Origin of the sequence: Rothia amarae, from assembly GCF_042677725.1 — a bacterium.
Classification (GTDB): domain Bacteria; phylum Actinomycetota; class Actinomycetes; order Actinomycetales; family Micrococcaceae; genus Rothia; species Rothia amarae.
In genome coordinates, this window is sequence record NZ_JBHUCN010000005.1 from 16,099 (window position 1) to 35,262 (window position 19,164).

Annotated in this window: 20 protein-coding genes and 1 tRNA gene; 11 read left to right on the forward strand and 10 right to left on the reverse strand. The window is 52.8% G+C overall.

Going from position 1 to position 19,164, the window contains the following annotated elements:
- Positions 1-96 precede the first annotated feature (96 nt).
- A tRNA-Leu gene (locus tag ACFR81_RS01480) sits at positions 97-183 on the reverse strand.
- Positions 184-374: 191 nt separating this feature from the next.
- Here ACFR81_RS01480 and pepN point away from each other — a divergent pair.
- Entirely contained in the window at positions 375-3,020 is a 2,646-nt protein-coding gene (pepN, locus tag ACFR81_RS01485) for an aminopeptidase N (RefSeq protein WP_343873681.1), read from the forward strand.
- Between the two features lie 152 nt (positions 3,021-3,172).
- Positions 3,173-4,318, forward strand: coding sequence for a hypothetical protein (locus ACFR81_RS01490; RefSeq protein ID WP_190616551.1), 1,146 nt, complete (start codon positions 3,173-3,175; stop codon positions 4,316-4,318).
- Between the two features lie 93 nt (positions 4,319-4,411).
- On the opposite strand, the gene ACFR81_RS01495 is transcribed toward ACFR81_RS01490, so the two are convergent.
- The 4 genes from ACFR81_RS01495 to ACFR81_RS01510 form a co-directional block, all read right to left on the reverse strand.
- Positions 4,412-5,575 (reverse strand): LCP family glycopolymer transferase, encoded by a 1,164-nt coding sequence (locus ACFR81_RS01495; protein ID WP_145174611.1) that lies wholly within the window; start codon positions 5,573-5,575, stop codon positions 4,412-4,414.
- 151 nt (positions 5,576-5,726) lie between these two features.
- Positions 5,727-5,984 carry a type B 50S ribosomal protein L31 gene (locus ACFR81_RS01500; protein ID WP_068170978.1) on the reverse strand — a complete coding sequence of 86 codons (258 nt, stop codon included), beginning with the start codon at positions 5,982-5,984 and terminating at the stop codon, positions 5,727-5,729.
- A gap of 153 nt (positions 5,985-6,137) precedes the next feature.
- The gene (locus ACFR81_RS01505) at positions 6,138-6,941 is read right to left on the reverse strand and encodes a TrmH family RNA methyltransferase (protein WP_377148616.1); all 804 of its coding nucleotides are present in this window, start codon (positions 6,939-6,941) and stop codon (positions 6,138-6,140) included.
- A gap of 92 nt (positions 6,942-7,033) precedes the next feature.
- Entirely contained in the window at positions 7,034-7,828 is a 795-nt protein-coding gene (locus ACFR81_RS01510; protein ID WP_068170974.1) for an ABC transporter ATP-binding protein, read from the reverse strand.
- Positions 7,829-7,909: 81 nt separating this feature from the next.
- Here ACFR81_RS01510 and serB point away from each other — a divergent pair, with 81 nt between their 5' ends.
- Positions 7,910-8,842 carry a phosphoserine phosphatase SerB gene (serB, locus tag ACFR81_RS01515; protein ID WP_343873697.1) on the forward strand — a complete coding sequence of 311 codons (933 nt, stop codon included), beginning with the start codon at positions 7,910-7,912 and terminating at the stop codon, positions 8,840-8,842.
- A 98-nt stretch (positions 8,843-8,940) separates the two neighbouring features.
- On the opposite strand, the gene ACFR81_RS01520 is transcribed toward serB, so the two are convergent.
- Together ACFR81_RS01520 and ACFR81_RS01525 are read right to left on the reverse strand one after the other, a co-directional pair.
- Positions 8,941-9,684 (reverse strand): SDR family oxidoreductase, encoded by a 744-nt coding sequence (locus ACFR81_RS01520; protein WP_068170971.1) that lies wholly within the window; start codon positions 9,682-9,684, stop codon positions 8,941-8,943.
- A gap of 48 nt (positions 9,685-9,732) precedes the next feature.
- Complete coding sequence (locus ACFR81_RS01525) at positions 9,733-10,449, reverse strand: beta-ketoacyl-ACP reductase (protein WP_343873702.1); 717 nt, start codon at positions 10,447-10,449, stop codon at positions 9,733-9,735.
- Between the two features lie 181 nt (positions 10,450-10,630).
- Here ACFR81_RS01525 and ACFR81_RS01530 point away from each other — a divergent pair, with 181 nt between their 5' ends.
- From ACFR81_RS01530 to ACFR81_RS01545, 4 genes are all read left to right on the forward strand, one after another.
- Positions 10,631-11,095: a DUF3099 domain-containing protein gene (locus ACFR81_RS01530; protein ID WP_343873705.1), complete on the forward strand. Its 465-nt coding sequence runs from the start codon at positions 10,631-10,633 to the stop codon at positions 11,093-11,095.
- A 25-nt stretch (positions 11,096-11,120) separates the two neighbouring features.
- On the forward strand, positions 11,121-11,381 hold the full coding sequence (locus tag ACFR81_RS01535; RefSeq protein WP_343873708.1) for a hypothetical protein: 261 nt from the start codon (positions 11,121-11,123) through the stop codon (positions 11,379-11,381).
- Positions 11,382-11,486: 105 nt separating this feature from the next.
- Positions 11,487-12,443, forward strand: coding sequence for an SURF1 family cytochrome oxidase biogenesis protein (locus tag ACFR81_RS01540; protein WP_343873711.1), 957 nt, complete (start codon positions 11,487-11,489; stop codon positions 12,441-12,443).
- A gap of 76 nt (positions 12,444-12,519) precedes the next feature.
- Positions 12,520-13,251: a metal-dependent hydrolase gene (locus tag ACFR81_RS01545; protein ID WP_343873714.1), complete on the forward strand. Its 732-nt coding sequence runs from the start codon at positions 12,520-12,522 to the stop codon at positions 13,249-13,251.
- Here the strand turns inward: ACFR81_RS01545 and ACFR81_RS01550 are convergent.
- Positions 13,235-14,833 carry an ABC-F family ATP-binding cassette domain-containing protein gene (locus ACFR81_RS01550; protein ID WP_343873717.1) on the reverse strand — a complete coding sequence of 533 codons (1,599 nt, stop codon included), beginning with the start codon at positions 14,831-14,833 and terminating at the stop codon, positions 13,235-13,237. The genes ACFR81_RS01545 and ACFR81_RS01550 overlap by 17 nt on opposite strands.
- 172 nt (positions 14,834-15,005) lie before the next feature.
- Here ACFR81_RS01550 and ACFR81_RS01555 point away from each other — a divergent pair, with 172 nt between their 5' ends.
- From ACFR81_RS01555 to ypfJ, 4 genes are read left to right on the forward strand one after another with little or no spacing between them, the layout of a single operon-like run.
- Complete coding sequence (locus tag ACFR81_RS01555; protein ID WP_343873720.1) at positions 15,006-15,605, forward strand: biotin transporter BioY; 600 nt, start codon at positions 15,006-15,008, stop codon at positions 15,603-15,605.
- Positions 15,606-15,615: 10 nt separating this feature from the next.
- Positions 15,616-16,416 carry an energy-coupling factor ABC transporter ATP-binding protein gene (locus ACFR81_RS01560; RefSeq protein WP_343873723.1) on the forward strand — a complete coding sequence of 267 codons (801 nt, stop codon included), beginning with the start codon at positions 15,616-15,618 and terminating at the stop codon, positions 16,414-16,416.
- The gene (locus tag ACFR81_RS01565) at positions 16,409-17,032 is read left to right on the forward strand and encodes a CbiQ family ECF transporter T component (protein ID WP_151144969.1); all 624 of its coding nucleotides are present in this window, start codon (positions 16,409-16,411) and stop codon (positions 17,030-17,032) included. The genes ACFR81_RS01560 and ACFR81_RS01565 overlap by 8 nt, the downstream gene beginning before the upstream one ends.
- A 15-nt stretch (positions 17,033-17,047) precedes the next feature.
- Positions 17,048-17,968, forward strand: coding sequence for a KPN_02809 family neutral zinc metallopeptidase (gene ypfJ, locus ACFR81_RS01570; RefSeq protein WP_343873729.1), 921 nt, complete (start codon positions 17,048-17,050; stop codon positions 17,966-17,968).
- A gap of 74 nt (positions 17,969-18,042) precedes the next feature.
- Here the strand turns inward: ypfJ and ACFR81_RS01575 are convergent, their stop codons facing one another.
- Both ACFR81_RS01575 and sufC read right to left on the reverse strand, forming a co-directional pair.
- Positions 18,043-18,375, reverse strand: coding sequence for a metal-sulfur cluster assembly factor (locus ACFR81_RS01575; protein ID WP_343873732.1), 333 nt, complete (start codon positions 18,373-18,375; stop codon positions 18,043-18,045).
- Positions 18,376-18,402: 27 nt separating this feature from the next.
- Positions 18,403-19,158: a Fe-S cluster assembly ATPase SufC gene (sufC, locus tag ACFR81_RS01580; RefSeq protein WP_068168423.1), complete on the reverse strand. Its 756-nt coding sequence runs from the start codon at positions 19,156-19,158 to the stop codon at positions 18,403-18,405.
- Positions 19,159-19,164: the final 6 nt, after the last annotated feature.

Genomic DNA, 19,164 nt, shown 5'->3' on the forward strand with positions numbered 1-19,164 from the left:
CCCGTACTTGAAAGTACGGGGCTCCTCTTATCACCAGAAGATATCAACAAGAAAAGAGCCCCACATTCTGTGGAGCTCTTTTTTATATATACTTTGTGCGCGGAGGGGGACTTGAACCCCCACCCTCGATATATGAGGACTAGCACCTCAAGCTAGCGCGTCTGCCTATTCCGCCACCCGCGCAGGTGATGTGTAAGAGTTGTTTTTTCAAACCTCTCTTGGCAACAGGTAATAATTTACACGGGTATCTGAAGGGACGCAAATCGAGGCGATCTCTTTTGGAGTGTTTCGCACCACAACTTGATGTAAGGTCGCCTTCACAAAGAAGCCCCACCTATTTATAGTCCAGATGTATCTGTTGCTACATTATTTCTGTGAACAATGAAAATCTTACTCAGCAAGAAGCCAGTGAGCGAGCAAACCTCCTCACCGTCGATACCTACGATGTGCACGTCGACCTTACCTACGCGTCCGATACGACGTTCGACTCCTACCCCACGGTTACCACCGTGAAATTCGCGGCCCAGGAAGGTGGGTCAACGTTCATCGACTACATCCACCACTCTGTCGATTCAGTAAAACTCAATGGTCGGCATCTCAACGTCAACGACGCCGTTGAAGGCTCACGCATCATCCTCAAGAATTTGGCTAAAGAAAATATATTAACCATTCACGGCAGATCTTATTTTTCCCGTTCTGGCGAGGGAATGCACCGGTTTATCGACCCCAGCGACCAGCGCACCTATCTCTATACCCAGTACGAACCAGCCGATGCTCGCCGCGTCTTTCCGAACTTTGAACAGCCAGACCTCAAAGCAGTTTTCAATTTCCGCATTACCGCCCCTAAAAATTGGGTGGTCAGCTCCAACGCCGAGTTAGAACGCACCGTTGAGGATCCTTCTGATAGCTCGATTACAAAACGAGTCTTCAAGTCAACAGAGCGAATCTCGACGTATATCACCACTATTTTGGCGGGTGAATACTTTGTAGCAACGGACCGATACGAGCCTCAATCCGCAATCAATTCGGGGGCGATGCCACTAGTGGCGTACTGCCGCCACTCCCTTAAAGAGCACTTTGACTCTGACGACATTTTCAGCGTTACCAAAGCAGGTCTCGACTTCTTCCAGGACCTCTTTGATTATCCCTACCCTTACCCCAAATACGAGCAGGCATTTGTGCCGGAATATAACTTGGGCGCAATGGAAAACCCCGGCATGGTTACATTTACCGAGAGCTATCTGTTTGAATCCGGGGCGACTGAAGCCCAGCTAGAGGCGCGTGCGAACGTCATTTGCCACGAAATGAGCCATATGTGGTTTGGTGACCTCGTCACGATGAAATGGTGGAATGATCTTTGGCTGAAAGAGTCGTTTGCCGAGTTCATGGGAACTCTGGGATCAAAACAAGCAGGGCAGTTCGATGAGGCATGGGTAACCTTCGCCAACAGTCGTAAGGCATGGGCTTATACTCAAGACCAGATGCCGACCACCCACCCCATCGTGGCTGAAATTCCCCATCTTGAAGCTGCAAAACAGAATTTTGACGGTATTACCTACGCCAAGGGTTCATCAGCTCTCAAACAGCTTGTTGCCTACGTAGGTTTTGAAACTTTCATCCAAGCCGCCCGTCTTTATTTCAAACGCTTTGCCGGTGGCAACACCACTCTGAATGATTTCCTCACCGTGCTCGATGAAGTTTCTGAACGAGACGTCATTACCTGGGCATCAGCCTGGTTGCAGACCAAAGGTCTATCGAAGCTCTACGCGCATCGACGATACGACAAAGCAGGAAACCTCCTCAAACTTGAGGTGGAGCAGCAACTACCTGCAGCCGTGTCCCCTAGCATAGGACGCCCCCACCAGCTCAATATTGGCACCTTCAAGCTCCAGGACTCCCAGCTAGAACTCACTGACACCATACCGCTAGAAATCCCTGCTGGCGACCATTCGCTCGTGACTGTACCGCTCTCGGAGAGCCAGAAACTTTCTGTTACTGAAGCCGATGCCATTTTGCTCAACACAGAAGATCTCACCTACGCAAAAGTAGTTGTCAGCCCAGAGAATGGGCGGGCAACCGCCCTCCAATATGTCTCGACTGTCTCAGATTCTCTGTCCCGTGGGCTCATCTGGGGTAGCCTCTGGAACCAGGTGCGCGATGCCGAACTAGAAGTTCACGAGTTCCTCGTCGCCGTCGAGAATAGCTTGGCTCAAGAAAAATCAGCCACCCTGCTGACCAGCATTACCTCCCAGGCGCAAACAGCAATTGCACACTACGTTCCCGCTGAACAACGTTTACCCCTGTGGGATTCGCTCCTAGCAGCTCTCAAGAAGGCAAGTGCCTCTGCGGAACCAGGAAGCGACCAGCAGCTCATTCTAATCCGCGCCATTCTTTCGGTAGCAGCCCATACTCCTGAGGGGAAAGAGGTTGCCGAACTATTCGCCCCGGGTGCAGTTGTTGGCTCCACAGCAGAAACCGATGGATTCCCAGGCATGCATCTGAATCCCACCCTTGGATGGTCTGCACTCAAGGCACTTGCATGCCTTAACGAAACCACCGAAGATATCCTGCAGCAAGCTCAAGCCCACACAGCCAGCGCTCTCGGAGACCGAGGATACGCGGAAGCTAGTGCTTCCCTTCCCCAGCGGGAGAACAAAGTGAAGGCGTTTCATCGCGTCCTTACGGACTCAGAGCTGTCTAACGATATTCTCACGGCTACAGCACGTGGTTTCCAACACGGCTCTTCCACTTTGAGGGAAGGACTAGACCTGCAATATTTCGATGCCCTACTGAATACCTGGCAGGAAAAATCCATTGGAATGGCATCGCGTGTGATCCTAGGCCTTTACCCCCAGGTAAACATTGCCGACGGAAAGGGGGACAATAATCCTGTCGTAAGGCAGACCAAAGAATGGCTCGATAAACATCCTCAAGCACCTTCTGCCCTCCGCCGTCTGCTGCTCGAACTCCTCGATGACGCACAGCGAGCCCTGCGCGGTCAGCATTTCAACCAGGGGTAGAGCATTATTTGATTCATATTCCTTACTTACTCTGAGAGCTCTCTGAGAAAAAGTAAAGATAAGAGCCGGTTTGACATGATAAGCACTGTCAAACCGGCTTTTTCGTGAGAAGCTATAACTTGAGAAAATGCGATGAAAAGAAGGAGCATGCCTTGACCGATTACTCACTCGGAGATCGCGGAACCCTCAGGGTTATTACCGATGATTACTACGATGCCGAGATTCTTCAGGTCTTTGAGGAGCTCCAAATTGATCGAGAAAAGGTGTGGAACGGTGAAGCACGACTTATTCCTGAACCTAACAATCCCTATGAACCCAATAGCATTGCCGTCTATATAGACGACATCAAAATTGGACGTCTCTCCCCTGCCGATTCTGCCGAGTACTGGAAACCCATTACTCGAGTCGTGGCATCAGGTTACGACGCTATCGCGCACCTGCAGCTTTCTGCCGTCCTGCGACGACGCGACGGAGAAAGCTTCATTGAGAGCGAGGGGCTACTATCTCTCAGCCCTGCCCATTCCCTCTTTCCCTTGAATCAGGCACCCACGCAGGCTACTTTGCTCCCGCAAGGTCCATCTATGAAGGTCCTGGATGAGAAGGATTACGCGGAGTACCTTCACAGCATTTTGCCGCCCAGCGGCGAAGGCCGGGTTATCCTCTCTCTAGAAGTCAACGCACTTCGTCAGCCTGATGGCAGTTTTATTGACTCTGTCGAAGTCTTCCACGATCGCAAGAAAGTGGGCAGGCTAAGCACCCAGATGTCTGAGCAACTTGCCCCTGTCATTCGTTATGCGTTTGAGCGCAACAAGCTCACCAGTGCGTGGGGAACTATCCGAGGCAATGCCTTTGAACTTTCGCTGACCGTTCAAGCGGTTAGAGCCTCAGAACTTCCTGCCGAATGGTTCGAAGAATTGCCCAACAATGTTCCTGAGCTTCTGCCTGAAACCGAAAATTTTAAGGTTCCGGAGTCATACGAACCAACAGAGGGTGAACTAAATCGCCAGAATCTATCAAAGAAAAAACGCGGTTTGGTGGGATCGTTCTCAGTAGGAGGAGGCACAGCCTCTGATAGCCCCGGTTCAGTGGAGGTGAAGAGCGGTGCTGGTGTAGAAAACCCCAATCGTCGTATTGCCTTGCTCCTGGGCATTGTAGGGGCGCTCATCCTGATCGGCGGTGTGTTCGTGGTCTTCGCAGAACCGATGTTGGGCATCTTGGCAATAGTGCTAGGAGCTTCCATTGTTTTCCTCGGTCTTTTCATGGGACGACCCCCTATGGAGGCTACCTCTGACCAGTAACTGTCAGATATCCCATACAGGAAAGGGGCTGTTCACCTCAGTGAACAGCCCCTTTCCTGTGTGAGCACTCAGAAATTCTGAGCTACTTCATCGTTAGTCTTCCCCGTAACGAGAAATGTAATCGCTCATCGTACCGTTGGTAAGAGATTGGCTGAGATCAGAGGTAGCTGCTTGGTCTAGCACCACGATGGACTGACCATCTGCTGACCAGCCTGTGCCAGCGTTGGGAAGAGTCATCATATGAAGATTTACTCCTCCGCTGCCAATATAGGGAGCCGCAATCTTAGCGATTTCACCGGCCGATAAACCGGAATCGACCGTGACATAGGGAGAAATAGTTTCAACCATTGACTTGAACTGAGTTGCATTTTCGAAGGCGCCCTTGCTCTTGATGGTATCAAGCAACCCATTCATATAGATTCGCTGGTTACGGACGCGCTGGTAATCGCCGTCGCTAAACTGATAGCGCTGACGAACGAATTGAAGAGCCTGATCGCCGTTCAAGTGCATAGGACCCTGGGTAAAGGTGTAGTCATCGGTTTGGAAGTTCAACGGAACCTGCACGGTCACGCCACCCAGCTCATCTGTGAGACCCTTAAATCCGGCGAAATCAATTTCGGCGATATGATCGATTCGAGTACCCAAGAGCTGTTCAATGGTGGCTACCTGAAGGTCAAGACCGCCGTAGTTGAGTCCGGCATTAATCTTTGCAGAACCGTACCCAGGAATATTCACCCAGGTATCGCGCATAATCGAAATGAGATATGCATCTGAGCCGTCTTTGGGTACGTGCAATAGCATGATGGTATCGGCGCGCTGTCCGCTCACAGTAGCTGCCTCGGCAGAACCGGCACGCGAGTCGCTGCCTAGCAACAGAATATCGGTAGCACCCGTTTCTGCAGGACGCGCGGTCACTTTGCCGTTTTCAACGCTGTCCGCAATGCCATTACCGTTTTTGTCGTTCTCGGTAGCGTTGTTTTTTCCGGCGTCGTTTGTAACGGTGGCGTCTTTAGAAAGAGCATCTTTATCAGCCTGAACCTTTTTGGTGAATTCATCCACTTTCGCGGCATTCCCGTCATCAGACGGGAACTCGCTACCAGAGAATTTCTCTGTGCCATTGTTCCAAGCAGCTCCGATGGATGCGATATAGGCGCATCCACCAATACCTAGAAGCAACACAATCGCCAGGATGATGCCAGCTATAAGTTTCCCCCGTTTTTTGCGGGGTGCGGTTGCCTCTGAACCGGTATGAGACATAGTGAAATTCCCTTGTACGTTAAACCAATGAAGCGGATTCGGGCACGACGCCCTTTGTCCCCTATTGTAGTGGCTTAGATATAAAACACCCCACAACCTGTGATGTTTCACGGGTGTGGGGTGTAGCTCTAACTCAAGGTTAGAAAGAAACTTAAGCGGACTTACCGAAGTTCTTGAAACGAGCGTTGAAGCGCTCCACGCGACCAGCAGAGTCCATGATGCGCTGCTTACCGGTGTAGAACGGGTGTGACTCGGAGGAAATTTCAACCTCGACGAGGGGGTACTCGTTGCCGTCTTCCCAAGTCTCAGTCTTATTTGAGGTCATGGTGGACTTGGTGAGGATGGTCTTGCCTGATGCAAGGTCGCGGAATAGTACCGCGTGGTAATCAGGATGGATTTCTGACTTCATAGTAATACCTTCTTCTATCCCTGGATTTTGCCAGGAACTTTTGAAACGGGTTGAGATGTTATCTCATTGAATGTGCCGGTTAAACTAACCAGCTCTCTACAATAACACCGCTCGTACTCCCCCAGCACGATTTGACCGTGAATATCACCAAAATCATGCTGACTCAGGACGAGTCTCCCAGAAAGCTACCGCCGAAGCAGCGGCAACATTCAGCGAATCAACACCGTTGGACATAGGAATCATGACGGTGTGGGAAGTTTTCTGCAAAGTACGTGGGTGCAGACCGTGCCCCTCAGTACCCAAGACCAATGCAAGACGCTCGGGGTGCCGTCGGGCTAAGTCCGTCAGAGTAAGCGAATCTTCTTCCAGAGCTAATGCGGCGGTCGTAAACCCTTGCTCGTGGAGAATATCCAATGCGTCCGGCCACTGCTCCATCCGTGCCCAAGGCACTTGAAAGACAGTGCCCATCGAAACTCGAATAGAACGACGATACAAAGGATCAGCGCAGCGCGGGGTCACCAAAACTGCATCAACGTTCAATGCTGCTGCCGAACGAAAAATAGCCCCCACATTGGTGTGGTCCACAATATCTTCCAAGATAGCTACACGCTGCGCGTCCTGCACCAAACCCTTGACCGAGACCGGTTCCGGGCGAATCATCGCCGCCAGCGCCCCTCGATGAAGGTGGAAACCGGTAACACGCTCCAATTTATCTTCGGAACCCACATAAGCGGGAGTGTTCGGGTGAGCGTACAAAACATCCGAAAGATCATCTGCCCATTTCTCGCTCATGAGAAAGGCATGGGGTGTGTGACCGGTATCTAGCGCCCGTCGAATAACTTTGGAAGATTCGGCGATGTAAATACCCCATTGGGGTTCGCGCAAGGACCGGAGTTTGACGTCGGTAAGCTGCTGAAAATACCGGGCGGTTTCTTCAGGCATCTCATCAAGGGGCATGACAGAAGGAATGTTCTGAATACGCTGTGAGCGCTCCACAAGATCTTCTGCAGAGAGTTGTTTTTTAGACACGAGTGCTGATTTTCAGAATCTTATTGAGCGTTGCGGGCGAAGGCCGTGAAGCGACCATGAGGAGTTGAGGAGAGGTCGAAAGCCATACCGTACGTTTTTTCAAGGTTCTCTGCAGTGATGGTTTCTGGGATAGGGCCGGAAGCCACCGCTTCGCCGTTGCGCAATAGCAGCGCGTGGGTGAATCCCGGAGGAATTTCTTCGAGGTGGTGGGAAATAAGGACGATCGCAGGTGCCGTGGTATCTTGTGCAAGGTCGGTGAGACGGGTAACCAGATCTTCGCGACCAGCGATGTCCATGCCTGCGGCGGGCTCGTCCAACAAGAGGAGTTCAGGGTCGGTCATCAGAGCGCGAGCGATGAGAGTGCGCTTTTTCTCGCCGTCGGAGAGGCTACCGAAAGTACGCTGGGCAAGATCTTGGATGCCCCAGGCAGCTAGCAGTTCGTTAGCGCGCTCAGTATCAAAGCCGTCATATTCTTCATTCCAACGGCCGGAAATTCCGTAAGCTGCAGTAACAATGACATCCTGGACCTTCTCGTGCTCAGGGATGGTGTGGGCAATAGCAGCGGAAGTTAGACCGATACGGGGGCGGAGTTCAAAGACGTCTACTGCCCCCAGAATTTCGTCCAGAATATCTACGGTGCCGCGCGTGGGGTGCAAACGCGCGCCCGCAATGGAGAGGAGGGTTGATTTTCCGGCACCGTTGGGGCCGAGGATGACCCACCGTTCGCCGTCGTTGACGGTCCAATTGATGTTATGGATGAGGTTTTGTGTGCCGCGGGTGACGGTGACTTGGCTAAATTCTAGTACTGAGGTCATGCATCTAACTTTAGCGGTGTGAAGGTGCGGGTGGAAAATGCGGTGGGTGTGTTGTGAGGTGGTTGTCAGTAGACTGTGGCTATGACAAAGAAATTTAGCTTGGTTGGCGTTTCCAATGGTTCGATTCATGCAGTTGTTGATGAGGAGCTTTTGTATGCTGCATTGAGTGGTATTGATGGTCTTGAGGTTGAGGCGGGAATGGAGTTGGTTGTTCCTGAATCTGCTGTGGAGGGCGAAGTTGAGAGCGCCGGGTATTCGGCGTATGTGGCTTCTGCGTCTTACAGCGGTTCGGTGGAGAGCTTGCGGGATCATTTGCGTTCTTTGCCGGTGACGGAGACTGCTGGGCTTGATTTTGCTGTTGTTCCTGAAGCGATTACTTCGGGTGAGAAGTTATTGGTGTTGTTAGATGTTGATTCAACGTTGGTGTCTCAGGAAGTTATTGATCAGTTAGCTACTGGGGCCGGTCGGGGTGATGCGGTGGCGGCTATTACTGATGCTGCGATGCGTGGTGAGATTGATTTTGAGAGATCATTGCGAGATCGTGTGGCAGTTTTGGAGGGTCAGCCTGAGTCGTTACTTTCTGAAGTGGCCGATTCGTTGACGTTTACTGCTGGTGCTTTTGCGCTGGTGCGTGCTTTGCATAATCGGGGGCATGTAGTGGGTGCTGTTTCTGGTGGGTTTATTGAGATTTTGCGTCCGTTGGCTGAGCGGATTGATTTGGATTTTGCGCGGGCGAATCGGTTGGAGATTTCTGATGGTGTGCTGACTGGAAAGTTGGCTGGTGAGGTTATCGATGCTGGTGCTAAACGTGCTGCGTTGAAGGAGTGGGCGAAGGAGTCCGGTGTTTCGAAGCAGCATGTGGTGGCGGTTGGTGACGGTGCCAATGATGAACTGATGCTGGGCGAGGCTGCATTTGGTATTGCGTTTAATGCTAAGCCGGCTCTGCGGGAGGTCGCTGATGCGCAGGTGAATGTGTATCGGCTGGACGCGGTTCGTCATTTTTTGGGGCTGTAGCGTCAGTAGAGGCTCGTTGGGTTTTCACTCCTGCATTAAACGCAAAGGGGCTGTACACACGGTGGCGTGGACAGCCCCTTTAGTCTGCGGTGATTTGTTTATTTGATGAAGCCGGTTCCGCCGCCGACGAGTTCGGTGTGGCCGGTTTCGACATCGGCGGTTACCATCTTTGCGACTTCGTGAGCGAATTCGTTGACGGTGTAGAGTTTGCCCGCTTCTTCGCGGCGTGCTTCAAGAGCGCCGGGGTGGAGGCGGTTGAGGAGCGAGGCGGTAACGGTGCCTTCAATCATGTCTGCTGAGATAACGACCAGGGAGATGCCTTTTTCTTGCAGAGCCGGGATTTCTTCGAGGAGCGCATCTTCACCAGCGCGCTTAGAAAGCGCGACGGGGGTGTATTCCTCCATGGTTTCCACTTCGCGAATGAAGTGTGCTTGATGGCTCGTGACGAAAACGATGCGGGACCCCTCTGGCATGTGTTCTGCAGTCAGGCGTGCTAAGCGTAGCTGGGAGTCGCGGTTGAGAATCATCGCGTAATCTTCGACCATTCCTTTTTCCATGCCGCCTGAGGCGTTGAGGATGAGGTAGTCGACTCCCCCGAATTCTTGGACGGCGGTGTCTACGAGGTTGCGGGCGTCGTCTTCATTGGTGATATCTGCACCGACGGCAATTGCTTTGCCGCCCTTTTCTTCGATTGCTGCAACAATCTTTTCTGCGCGGGGTGCTTTGGAACGGTAGTTAATGACGATGTTTGCACCCTGTTCAGCGAGAATTTGTGCTGTGTCTGCGCCAACGCCACGAGATGAGCCGGTGATGATGATTGTTTTGCCGTGTAGTTCTGACATGTTTTTTCCTTTGCGTTGAGATGGGGATTATTGTAGGAGGGCTCTGAGTTAGTGGCCCATGCCGAGGCCGCCGTCGACGGGGATGACAGCGCCGGAGATATACACCGCTTGGTCGCTGGCGAGCCATGTGACGACGTTGGCGATTTCTTCGGGTTCTGCGAATCTACCGGCAGGGATGGATTCTTTGTACTTTGCCTGGGTTTCTTCGGGCAGTACTGCGGTCATTTCGGTGTTGATGAAACCGGGGGCTACCACGTTGGCGGTGATGTTGCGAGCGCCGAGTTCGCGGGTGATGGAGCGTGCCATGCCGACGAGTGCTGCTTTGGAGGAGGAGTAGTTGACTTGGCCGGGGCTGCCGTAGAGTCCGACGACGGAGGAGATGAGGATGATGCGGCCTCGTTTGAGTTTGAGCATTCCTTTGGTGGCGCGTTGGATGACGCGGAAGGCTCCTGTGAGGTTGGTGTCGATGACGTCGGTGAAGTCTGTTTCTTTCATGCGCATGAGGAGCATGTCTTTGGTGATGCCTGCGTTGGCTACGAGTATTTCGACGGGGCCGAATTTTGCTTCGATTTCTTTGTAGGCGGCGTCGATGGATGCGGAATCGCGGACGTCTGCTTTGACGGCGAAGAAGTCGGTGGGGGCTTCGCCTGAGCGGTAGGTGATGCAGACGTTGTGTCCGGCTTCTTTGAAGGCGGTGGCGATGGCGTGTCCGATGCCGCGGTTTCCGCCGGTGACGAGGACGGTTTGGGGTGTGTTTTCTGGCATGGGGTTCCTTCCGGTGTTTTTGGGTTCTTCAGTTATCTTACTGGTGGTGGTGGGGTGGTGGTTTGTTTTCTGTGAGGTGTTTAGTTGTGGATTTGCAGTTTAGTTTTAGACTGGTGGGGGTGTTGAGTTACACCGGTGAGTCTGAGGAGCGGCTCGTTTTCGATGGGGTGGAGGTTGCGTGGTGTCGAAGATTTGGACTGAGGAGGATTTGCGCCAGTATGGTTTGGCGTCGGATCCTGAGGTGCATTCGATTACTAGTGCGCAGGGGCGTCATTCTGAGAGTGTGGATGCGCGTTTTCGTTCGTATGCGTTGAAGATGTTTTTGCGTGTGGTGTGTATTGTTGCTGCGTTGTTTACTGATGGTTGGGTGATGTGGGCGTGTATTGTTGCCGCTGGTGTGTTGCCGTGGGTGGCTGTTGTTTTTGCTAATGGTGAGGATCGGGCGCGTTCTGAGGATTTTTCGGCGTTTTTGTCGGTGGATCAGCAGCTTGCTTTGGGTCGGGTGAAGGGGGCTGGGTCTGCTGAGGGTGAGCGGGGTTTCTCGGGGGCGCCTGAGCCGTCTGTCTCCGGTGAGGACGGGGCTGGGGATAGGAGTGATGTTGTTGAGGTGATTGATGGTGAAGTGGTAGAGGATTCTGGGCGTTGATGAGTTGTGTGTGCAGAGAGGGTGTGTGGAAGTGGATCTTTTAGGTTCTTTGGGTGCCTCTGGTATGGGGCGAGAGTCTGGCGATGTCGAAGAGGTGTTGGTGTGCTCTCGTAAGGGATGTACTGAGGTAGCGCTGTGGAAGTTGTTGTGGAATAACCCGAATATTCATACGCCTCTGCGGCGCAAGGTGTGGCTGGCGTGTGATGAGCATCGGGAGTTTTTGGAGTCTTTTCTTTCCTCGCGTGGGTTTTGGAAGGCGACGGAGGAGATTTCTTCTGCTGAGTAGGTTGGTGCGGGCAGGAAGTGTTCAGGCTGCCTGTGTAGGATAACTAATTTGTACAATGGCTAGAGTGTGAGCTAGTTGATTTTGATTCAGTTTCGAGGCGTGTGAGTGTACCGATTTCTTTTGACCGGCAAGTGGATTGCTGGTTTTATCATTTGCGTTTTGGCGTCCTTGCTGTGCCTTTATTTAGGTACGTGGCAGTGGGACCGTAAAGAGGCGCTCGATCATAAGAATTCGTTGATTACTACGAATTATCATGCTGCGCCTCTTTCGCTGGATCAGCGTCCTGATTTGTTCTCTGATTTTGATCCGGATACTCAATGGACGCCGGTGGCGATGGAAGGGCATTATCTAAGGGATCATCAGTTGTTGGTGCGTAATCGCCCCTATGAGGGTCTCAACGGTTACGACGTCGTTGTCCCTTTTGAATCCAATAATGGGGCAGTGGTTTTGATTGATCGTGGTTGGATTCCCGCCGATGAACTTGATGCTTCTCAGCCGGGTGTTGATATTCCTGCGCCACCTGCCGGTGAGGTGAAGGTTGAAGCGCGTATTCACCCGGGTGAGGGATCCAATGGTAAGGGTGCTCCCGAGGGGCAGGTTGCCTCATTGAATCTTCCTGAAATCAAGGATGAAACCGGAGTTGATATAGGCACCGGTGCTTACGGTCTTTTGGCTGAGGAAGATCCTGCTCCTGCGGTAGCGCCGGCAAAGGCAGTTGAGCCTGAACTGGATACCGGCCCCAATCTTTCGTACTCGGTGCAGTGGGCTGTTTTTGCGTTGATGTGCTACTTTGCCTATTTCTGGCTAGCGCGGCAGAAGGTGCGCAACGATGAGTTGGATGCGCAGGTCGTTGCTGAGTTAGAGGCGTATTACGCTCGTTTCTACGATGAAGAGGGTAACTATATTGGTGAGGAGGACGAGGCGGTTGTGCAGCGCAAGATGGAGATGGTCGACGATATGCCCTCGCATATGAAATCGATTGTGCGTCCTCGTTATTCAAAGAAGCGCGCTCGTCCTTCCGATGAGGAAGAGGAAGACGCGATTGTAGATCGCATGCCCTAGGAACCTGATTCGAATATATATTCGATATATGTTAAATTTGGGCTTTACCCCAGTTCCCCAAGGAGCCTAGATTTACATGATGGGTTATTCCCATTCGGTGAGCGCTGCCGCAGCCTGGTTGGCACTTGTTGAAACCGATATCATCCCCGTTCAATCACCCCAGATTTTGCTGGTCACTGCGTTGACGTGCGCTGGGGCGGGCATGCTTCCAGATATCGACCACAAAAACGGCACTATTGCACATTCCATACCGCCAGTGTCCTCAATTGTCTCAGCGGTGGTAAGTTCCCTCAGCGGTGGGCATCGCAAAGGAACCCATTCCCTAGTGGGGCTCATCTTTTTCTGGGCAGTTGCTATTTTGGCTGAGCGCCTCACTTACCAGGGCATCCCCTGGGCTTCTTTGCTCATTACCGCTTACATGGGCGGGTTAGCTCTGCGCACCTTTGGCGCACCTGGCGGCTGGCTCGGAGCTATTGGGCTAGGCTTTCTAGCCTGGCACACTGATTCGTTGGCTATGACTCCCCTAGCCATCGGCGTCGGCGCTACCGTACACGTCGTCGGCGATTTTCTCACGACGCGCGGCGTCAACCCTGTCTGGCCACTGACATTGAAGGCACCCACTTCGAGTAGGTTCTGGAAAAAATCAGGCTACTTCGCCCTACCGCTCCTAGGTGATGCCGGATCCAAGCGCGAAATGGTTCTCACCAGCGCGCTCTCGCTCTACATTTTCTGGTTCGCCCTAGCCTTGGGCGGGATAGTCGACTACCCCGCCGCCAGCTGGGAACACCTGCTTACGCCAGCGAAATAAGATCCTGATATTCCTTGGTCCACAAATCTTCAATGGCATCAGGAAGCATGAGGACGCGCTCAGGATCAAGCGCCTCCACCGCGCCTTCATCGTGGGACACCATCACAATGGCACCCTCATACTGCTGCAGCGCATTGAGAATTTCTTCACGGGAGGCAGGATCCAAGTTGTTGGTCGGCTCATCCAGAAGCAAGACGTTCGCCTGCGAGGCCACCAGCGTAGCCAACGACAACCGGGTCTTCTCACCGCCAGAGAGTACAGCCGCAGGCTTCTCCACATCATCTCCGGAGAACAGGAACGAACCCAAAATAGTTCGCACCCGAGTGGCATCCAAATCTGGTGCTGCGGTGCGCATATTTTCAAGCACCGACCGCTCACCGTCGAGAATCTCGTGTTCCTGAGCGAAATAACCCACTTTAGCACCATGACCAAAAATTACTTCGCCAGTATCGGGCTGAGTCACCCCGGCAAGCATCCGCAAAAGAGTCGTCTTACCCGCACCATTCAGACCCAAAATCACCACGCGCGAACCACGGTCAATCGCCAGGTCAACATTGGTGAAAATCTCCAGTGAGCCATACGACTTAGACAGACCCTCAGCAGAAAGCGGAGTCTTACCGCACGGAGCAGGCTCGGGGAAACGAATAGCCGCCACCTTATCCTTGACCTGTTCAGCTTCAAGCCCGCGCATTAACCGCTCAGCACGCTTAATCATCTGCTGTGCCGCTACCGCCTTCGTAGCCTTCGCACGCATCTTCTCCGCCTGCGCCATCAAAGCGCCAGCCTTCTTCTCAGCATTAGCGCGCTCGCGTTTACGGCGGGCGTCGTCCTGCTCACGCTGCATCAGATAGTTCTTCCAGCTCATGTTGTAGACATCGATGACGCACCGGTTGGCATCTAGATAGAGCACTTTATTGACTACCAGCTCCATCAGCTCAACGTCGTGGCTGATGACCAGCAGACCACCCTGGAAGTTCTTCAAGAATTCGCGCAACCACACCACCGAATCATGATCCAAGTGGTTGGTGGGCTCATCCAAGAGCATGGTATCGGCATCGGAAAACAGAATACGAGCCAACTCCACACGACGGCGCTGACCACCAGAGAGCGTAGAAAGCGGCTGCTCTAACAGACGCTCAGGCAGAGCAAGGTTGTGGGTAATTGTTGCCGCTTCTGACTCCGCAGCATAACCACCGCCGGCAATAAATTCAGCTTCCAAGCGATCATAGCGGCGCATAGCTTTAGCCTGAACCGCGCTATCTTCACTGGCCATCTGCTCCTGCGTCTCACGCATCTTCCGCGCCACACCATCAAGACCACGCGCCGAAAAAATGCGGTCCTTCGCCAACTGAGACATATCGTCCACCTTAGGATCCTGGGGAAGGTAGCCCACCTTACCGTTTCTGGTGACTTGTCCATCAGCAGGAAGAGTTTGCCCTGCAAGTACCTTGGTCATAGTGGTCTTACCCGCACCATTGCGACCGACCAACCCAATCTTGTCTCCCTTGTCAATGCGGAAATTGACCTCATCCATGAGCAAACGTGCTCCGGCGCGAAGTTCAAGATTGGTTACAGTAATCAAGGAATGCCTTTCGGTTTCAAAATGCTAGGGGCGCAAAATCCCAGTCTAATGCCCCAAAGTACGCCCCGGTATCCCAACAGAACAATTCATGTCTAAACTCATAGAGGATTCCACACCTCACCCCTGTCTAACTTTTTTGAACAGTGTTCAAAAATCGGTTATATTCAAACTTATGTCGCATTCAACTCATACCTCACCTACAGCCACCGCACCGCATAACACCGGTCGCGACGTCGCGCTGATTGCCGTCTTCGCAGCTTTCATTGCCGTCTGCGCGCTCCTTCCAGCCTTCCCCGTTGGCCCCGCCGGCGTTCCCATCACCTTTCAGACCTTAGGTATCTACCTCACTGCGCTGGTACTAGGCGGCAAACGAGGGTTTCTAGCAGTCCTACTTTATGTGATCGTTGGCCTACTTGGGCTACCGGTATTCGCCGGTGGATCCGGCGGCATTGCAGCCTTGGCAGGACCTTCAGCAGGGTATCTCCTCGCCTTTGCTCCCGCCGCCGCACTTACAGGAGCTCTCGCATACAGCACGCTGAGCACAAGACCCGGCAAATCCCCTATACTCCGTTTAACCGGAGCCGTACTAGCAGGCTTCGTGCTGATGACGGCGGCAGGTATCGCTGGCATGGTCATCAACGCAGGTATTTCCTGGCCCGCTGCGTTCACCGCAGCACTTCTTTACGTTCCCGGGGATCTCATCAAAAGCGCCGTAGCCATTGCCGTCGCCTTGCCCGTACACCGAGCATTCCCCACACTTGCCCGCCGCTAAACTCATCGGTATGCCTTTTTTTAATCGCCGCACCTTAAGCACCAACACCACCTCTAGGCCCGTAGTCTTTTCGCCGGCTGCGGGCCTAGAACTTCAGAACGTCAGCGTTACTGGAGAAACCCCCGAAGGCACATCTACGATTCTGCACGAAATCACAGTGAGTCTTCGGCAACCCAAAACCGCTGTACTGGGTCTCAATGGCAGCGGAAAATCAACCTTCCTGAAACTCTTCAACGGACTTACTCATTGCTCAGCTGGCACGGTGAATGTTCACGGGGTCAACGTCCAAGAGCACACCCCTGATGTGCGTCGAACCGCCGGACTGCTGTTCTCTGACCCCCAGGCACAACTGATTATGCCCACCCCCACCGAGGATGTTGAGCTTTCCCTCCAGCGCCTCAACCTAAATTCGGCCCGCCGCAGACAACGCGCTCTTGAATTGCTCACCCAGAGGGGATTAGAGCATCGAGCGCACCACAGTATCTATCAGCTCTCTGGCGGAGAGCGCCAACTCGTTGCTCTGACTGCTGTTCTTGCGGTGGAACCGACGGTGTTGTTATTGGATGAACCTACGACCTTACTTGATTTACGCAATGCCTTGCGCCTGATGGAGCTCCTTGAACAGCTTCCCCAGCAGATGGTGATTTCTACCCATGATTTAGAGTTAGCTGCTCGGTGTGATGAGGCGATTATTATTCATGAGGGAAAGCTGATTGACCAGGGGCCGGCACTCGACATCATAGATATTTATCGGAATTATTGTGCTCAAGGTTTTCCCGCAGAGGACGAGCGGCGAGGTGGGCATGAATAATCTTATGGGGGCATACTCTCCAAAATCCTCACCGATTCACCGGGCACCCCTGTGGAGTAAGTGGCTAGTTATTTTTGGAATTACCTTGGCCTGCGCCATGACGCACACGTGGTGGGTACCTGCGCTCGCATTGATGTTGGTGCTGGTATTGGCGCTGATGGCTCGGTTGAGTTTGCATGAGCTCGGGGCTGCGCTATGGAGCGTGAAGTGGTTGTTACTGGCGATGAGTCTCTACTACCTTTTTTTTGACAAGCTGGCGCTGGGTGCAGATGTACTACTCACCTTGCTCACCCTGATTTTTGCCACCAAGGTACTGTTGTTCACTACCCCGATGACTTCGCTGATCGATGGTTTTGTGCGCGGGTGCAAGCCCTTGCGCGGGCTGGGGGTATCGCCTGAACTCGTGGGTTTAGCCATAGCGTTGATGCTGAGATCTATCCCTGTGATTATGGATCGCTGGGTAATTCTACAAACCGCTGTGAAAGCGCGGGGAATTAAACTGTCTGCGGCGCATCTTTTCACCCCTCTAGTCATGACGACTGTTGCTTACGCCCACGAAACAGGTGATGCAATAGTAGCCAGAGGGCTTGATTCACCCAAAAATAAGCATGATTAGTTGTATGCTTTTGCCATGGCTTTCAAAGAAAATTCACGGCTGGATACCAGTCGCGTTACAAAATCTTCCGGTGGGGGACGCGGAGTCGCAGTAGGCGGCGGCATTGGCGGCGCTGTACTCATGCTGATTGTTGGCGTCTTCTTCGGACAAGATGGAATAGATACGCTGAATCAGGTCACTGGTGGAACAGGTTATTCTTATGACAATGTTCAGAGTGAAGACGGCAATAAACAACTCGAGCAGGACTGCCAAGATGGCGCAGATGCCAACTCAAATTCAGAATGCAACATGGTAGGCACCGCCAACTCGCTAGATAACTTTTGGTCCTCCTACCTTCCTGAGACCAAGGGAGTGGAATATGTTCAGCCCGGCTTGAACCTATTTTCCCAGCAGCAAAATACTGGTTGTGGACACGCAACCAGTGCTGTTGGGCCTTTCTACTGCCCTGTAGATCAGGTTGCTTACGTGGACACCACTTTCTTCAATGACATGAAGACGCAACTGGGCGCTGAAGGCGGCCAGTCGGCTGAGCAGTACGTTCTGGCTCACGAATTCGGTCACCACATCCAGAATCAGCTAGGCGATTTGGAATATTCACAGCGAGACCCTCAAGGTAAGAACTCCGGTGCGGTGCGGGTGGAATTGCAGGCAGATTGCTACGCAGGCCTGTGGGCTCGTCATGCCTCCGATGACACCACCAGTGACGTACAGGTTAAACCCTTTACTCAGGACGAAGTCGATCGCATTGTCAATGCCACCGAAGTCATTGGCGATGATCATATTCAGATGACTTCCCGCGGCACTACGGATTCTTCAACCTATACGCACGGCACGAGTGCCCAGCGTACTGCGTGGTTTATGTCTGGCTACAATAGCGGTGATATCAATAAGTGCAATACTTTTGAGTCTCGCGACCTCAATAATCCAGCAGCATAAAATAACAGATATCTTATAGAAAAGTCCCTCTCCCACCGCAGTGGGAGAGGGACTTCCAGTATCTTCTGATGACCCTAGATGTTGAATCCGAGGGCGCGCATCATGTCCCGTCCATCGTCGGTAATACGCTCAGGACCCCACGGGGGCATCCACACCCAGTTCACATGCCAATCATCGACCAGTAGCTCAAGATTTTGCTTGACCTGCTCCTCGATGACGTCCTGCAACGGGCAGGCAGCGGTGGTGAGAGTCATATCGAGGATAAGAGCACCCTCGTCGCTCCAACGCATGCCGTACAGCAAACCCAGGTCTACTATGTTCACACCGAGTTCAGGGTCGATGACGTTTCTCAAAACGTCTTCGAGCTCTTCTTTCGATGGGCGTGCAGCAGTGGTTGCTTCACTCATCTGTACTCCTTTGGTAGCGATGAAAGCTTACTTTCCGATGTAGGAAACGTAGCCCTCTTCTTCAAGGCGGTCAGCCAGCTCGGGGCCGCCTTGATCGACCATGTGCCCATCTACGAAAACGTGCACGAATTCAGGCTTGATGTAACGCAAGATACGGGTGTAGTGAGTAATGAGCAGAACACCCATGTCATTGTTCTGGTGAGCGCGGTTGACGCCTTCGGAAACAATCTTCAAAGCGTCGACGTCAAGACCGGAGTCGGTCTCATCGAGGATACCAAACTTAGGCTTGAGCAGTTCTAGCTGAAGGATTTCGTGGCGCTTCTTCTCGCCACCGGAGAAACCTTCGTTGACGTTACGAGCAATGAAGTCGGGGTCGATCTTCAGCTCACCCATAGCTTCTTTGACGTCCTTGGTCCAGGTACGCAACGAAGGTGCTTCGCCGTCGATGGCGGTCTTTGCGGAGCGCAGGAAGTTGGACATGGTGACGCCGGGGATTTCTACGGGGTACTGCATTGCCAGGAACAAGCCGGCACGAGCACGCTCGTCCACAGACATCTCGGTGACGTCTTCGCCATCCAGCAGGATTTCACCGGAATCAACGCGGTACTTGGGGTGACCGGCAATGGTAGAAGCCAAAGTGGACTTACCGGAACCGTTAGGGCCCATAATTGCGTGGATTTCACCGGAGTTAATGGTGAGGTTTACGCCCTTGAGGATGGGCTTGGAGTTCTCGTCGTCCAAAATGACGGAGACGTGAAGATCCTTGATTTCTAGAGTTGACATGTTTCT

What these genes read in the sequence shown, in the direction of transcription:
- ACFR81_RS01495 (WP_145174611.1), bottom strand. Translation starts at nt 5,575, where the DNA reads ATGTCTCATACCGGTTCAGAGGCAACCGCACCCCGCAAAAAACGGGGG.
- ACFR81_RS01500 (WP_068170978.1), bottom strand. Translation starts at nt 5,984, where the DNA reads ATGAAGTCAGAAATCCATCCTGATTACCACGCGGTACTATTCCGCGAC.
- ACFR81_RS01505 (WP_377148616.1), bottom strand. Translation starts at nt 6,941, where the DNA reads ATGCCCCTTGATGAGATGCCTGAAGAAACCGCCCGGTATTTTCAGCAG.
- ACFR81_RS01510 (WP_068170974.1), bottom strand. Translation starts at nt 7,828, where the DNA reads ATGACCTCAGTACTAGAATTTAGCCAAGTCACCGTCACCCGCGGCACA.
- serB (WP_343873697.1), top strand. Translation starts at nt 7,910, where the DNA reads ATGACAAAGAAATTTAGCTTGGTTGGCGTTTCCAATGGTTCGATTCAT.
- ACFR81_RS01520 (WP_068170971.1), bottom strand. Translation starts at nt 9,684, where the DNA reads ATGTCAGAACTACACGGCAAAACAATCATCATCACCGGCTCATCTCGT.
- ACFR81_RS01525 (WP_343873702.1), bottom strand. Translation starts at nt 10,449, where the DNA reads ATGCCAGAAAACACACCCCAAACCGTCCTCGTCACCGGCGGAAACCGC.
- ACFR81_RS01545 (WP_343873714.1), top strand. Translation starts at nt 12,520, where the DNA reads ATGATGGGTTATTCCCATTCGGTGAGCGCTGCCGCAGCCTGGTTGGCA.
- ACFR81_RS01555 (WP_343873720.1), top strand. Translation starts at nt 15,006, where the DNA reads ATGTCGCATTCAACTCATACCTCACCTACAGCCACCGCACCGCATAAC.
- ACFR81_RS01560 (WP_343873723.1), top strand. Translation starts at nt 15,616, where the DNA reads ATGCCTTTTTTTAATCGCCGCACCTTAAGCACCAACACCACCTCTAGG.
- ACFR81_RS01565 (WP_151144969.1), top strand. Translation starts at nt 16,409, where the DNA reads ATGAATAATCTTATGGGGGCATACTCTCCAAAATCCTCACCGATTCAC.
- ypfJ (WP_343873729.1), top strand. Translation starts at nt 17,048, where the DNA reads ATGGCTTTCAAAGAAAATTCACGGCTGGATACCAGTCGCGTTACAAAA.
- ACFR81_RS01575 (WP_343873732.1), bottom strand. Translation starts at nt 18,375, where the DNA reads ATGAGTGAAGCAACCACTGCTGCACGCCCATCGAAAGAAGAGCTCGAA.
- sufC (WP_068168423.1), bottom strand. Translation starts at nt 19,158, where the DNA reads ATGTCAACTCTAGAAATCAAGGATCTTCACGTCTCCGTCATTTTGGAC.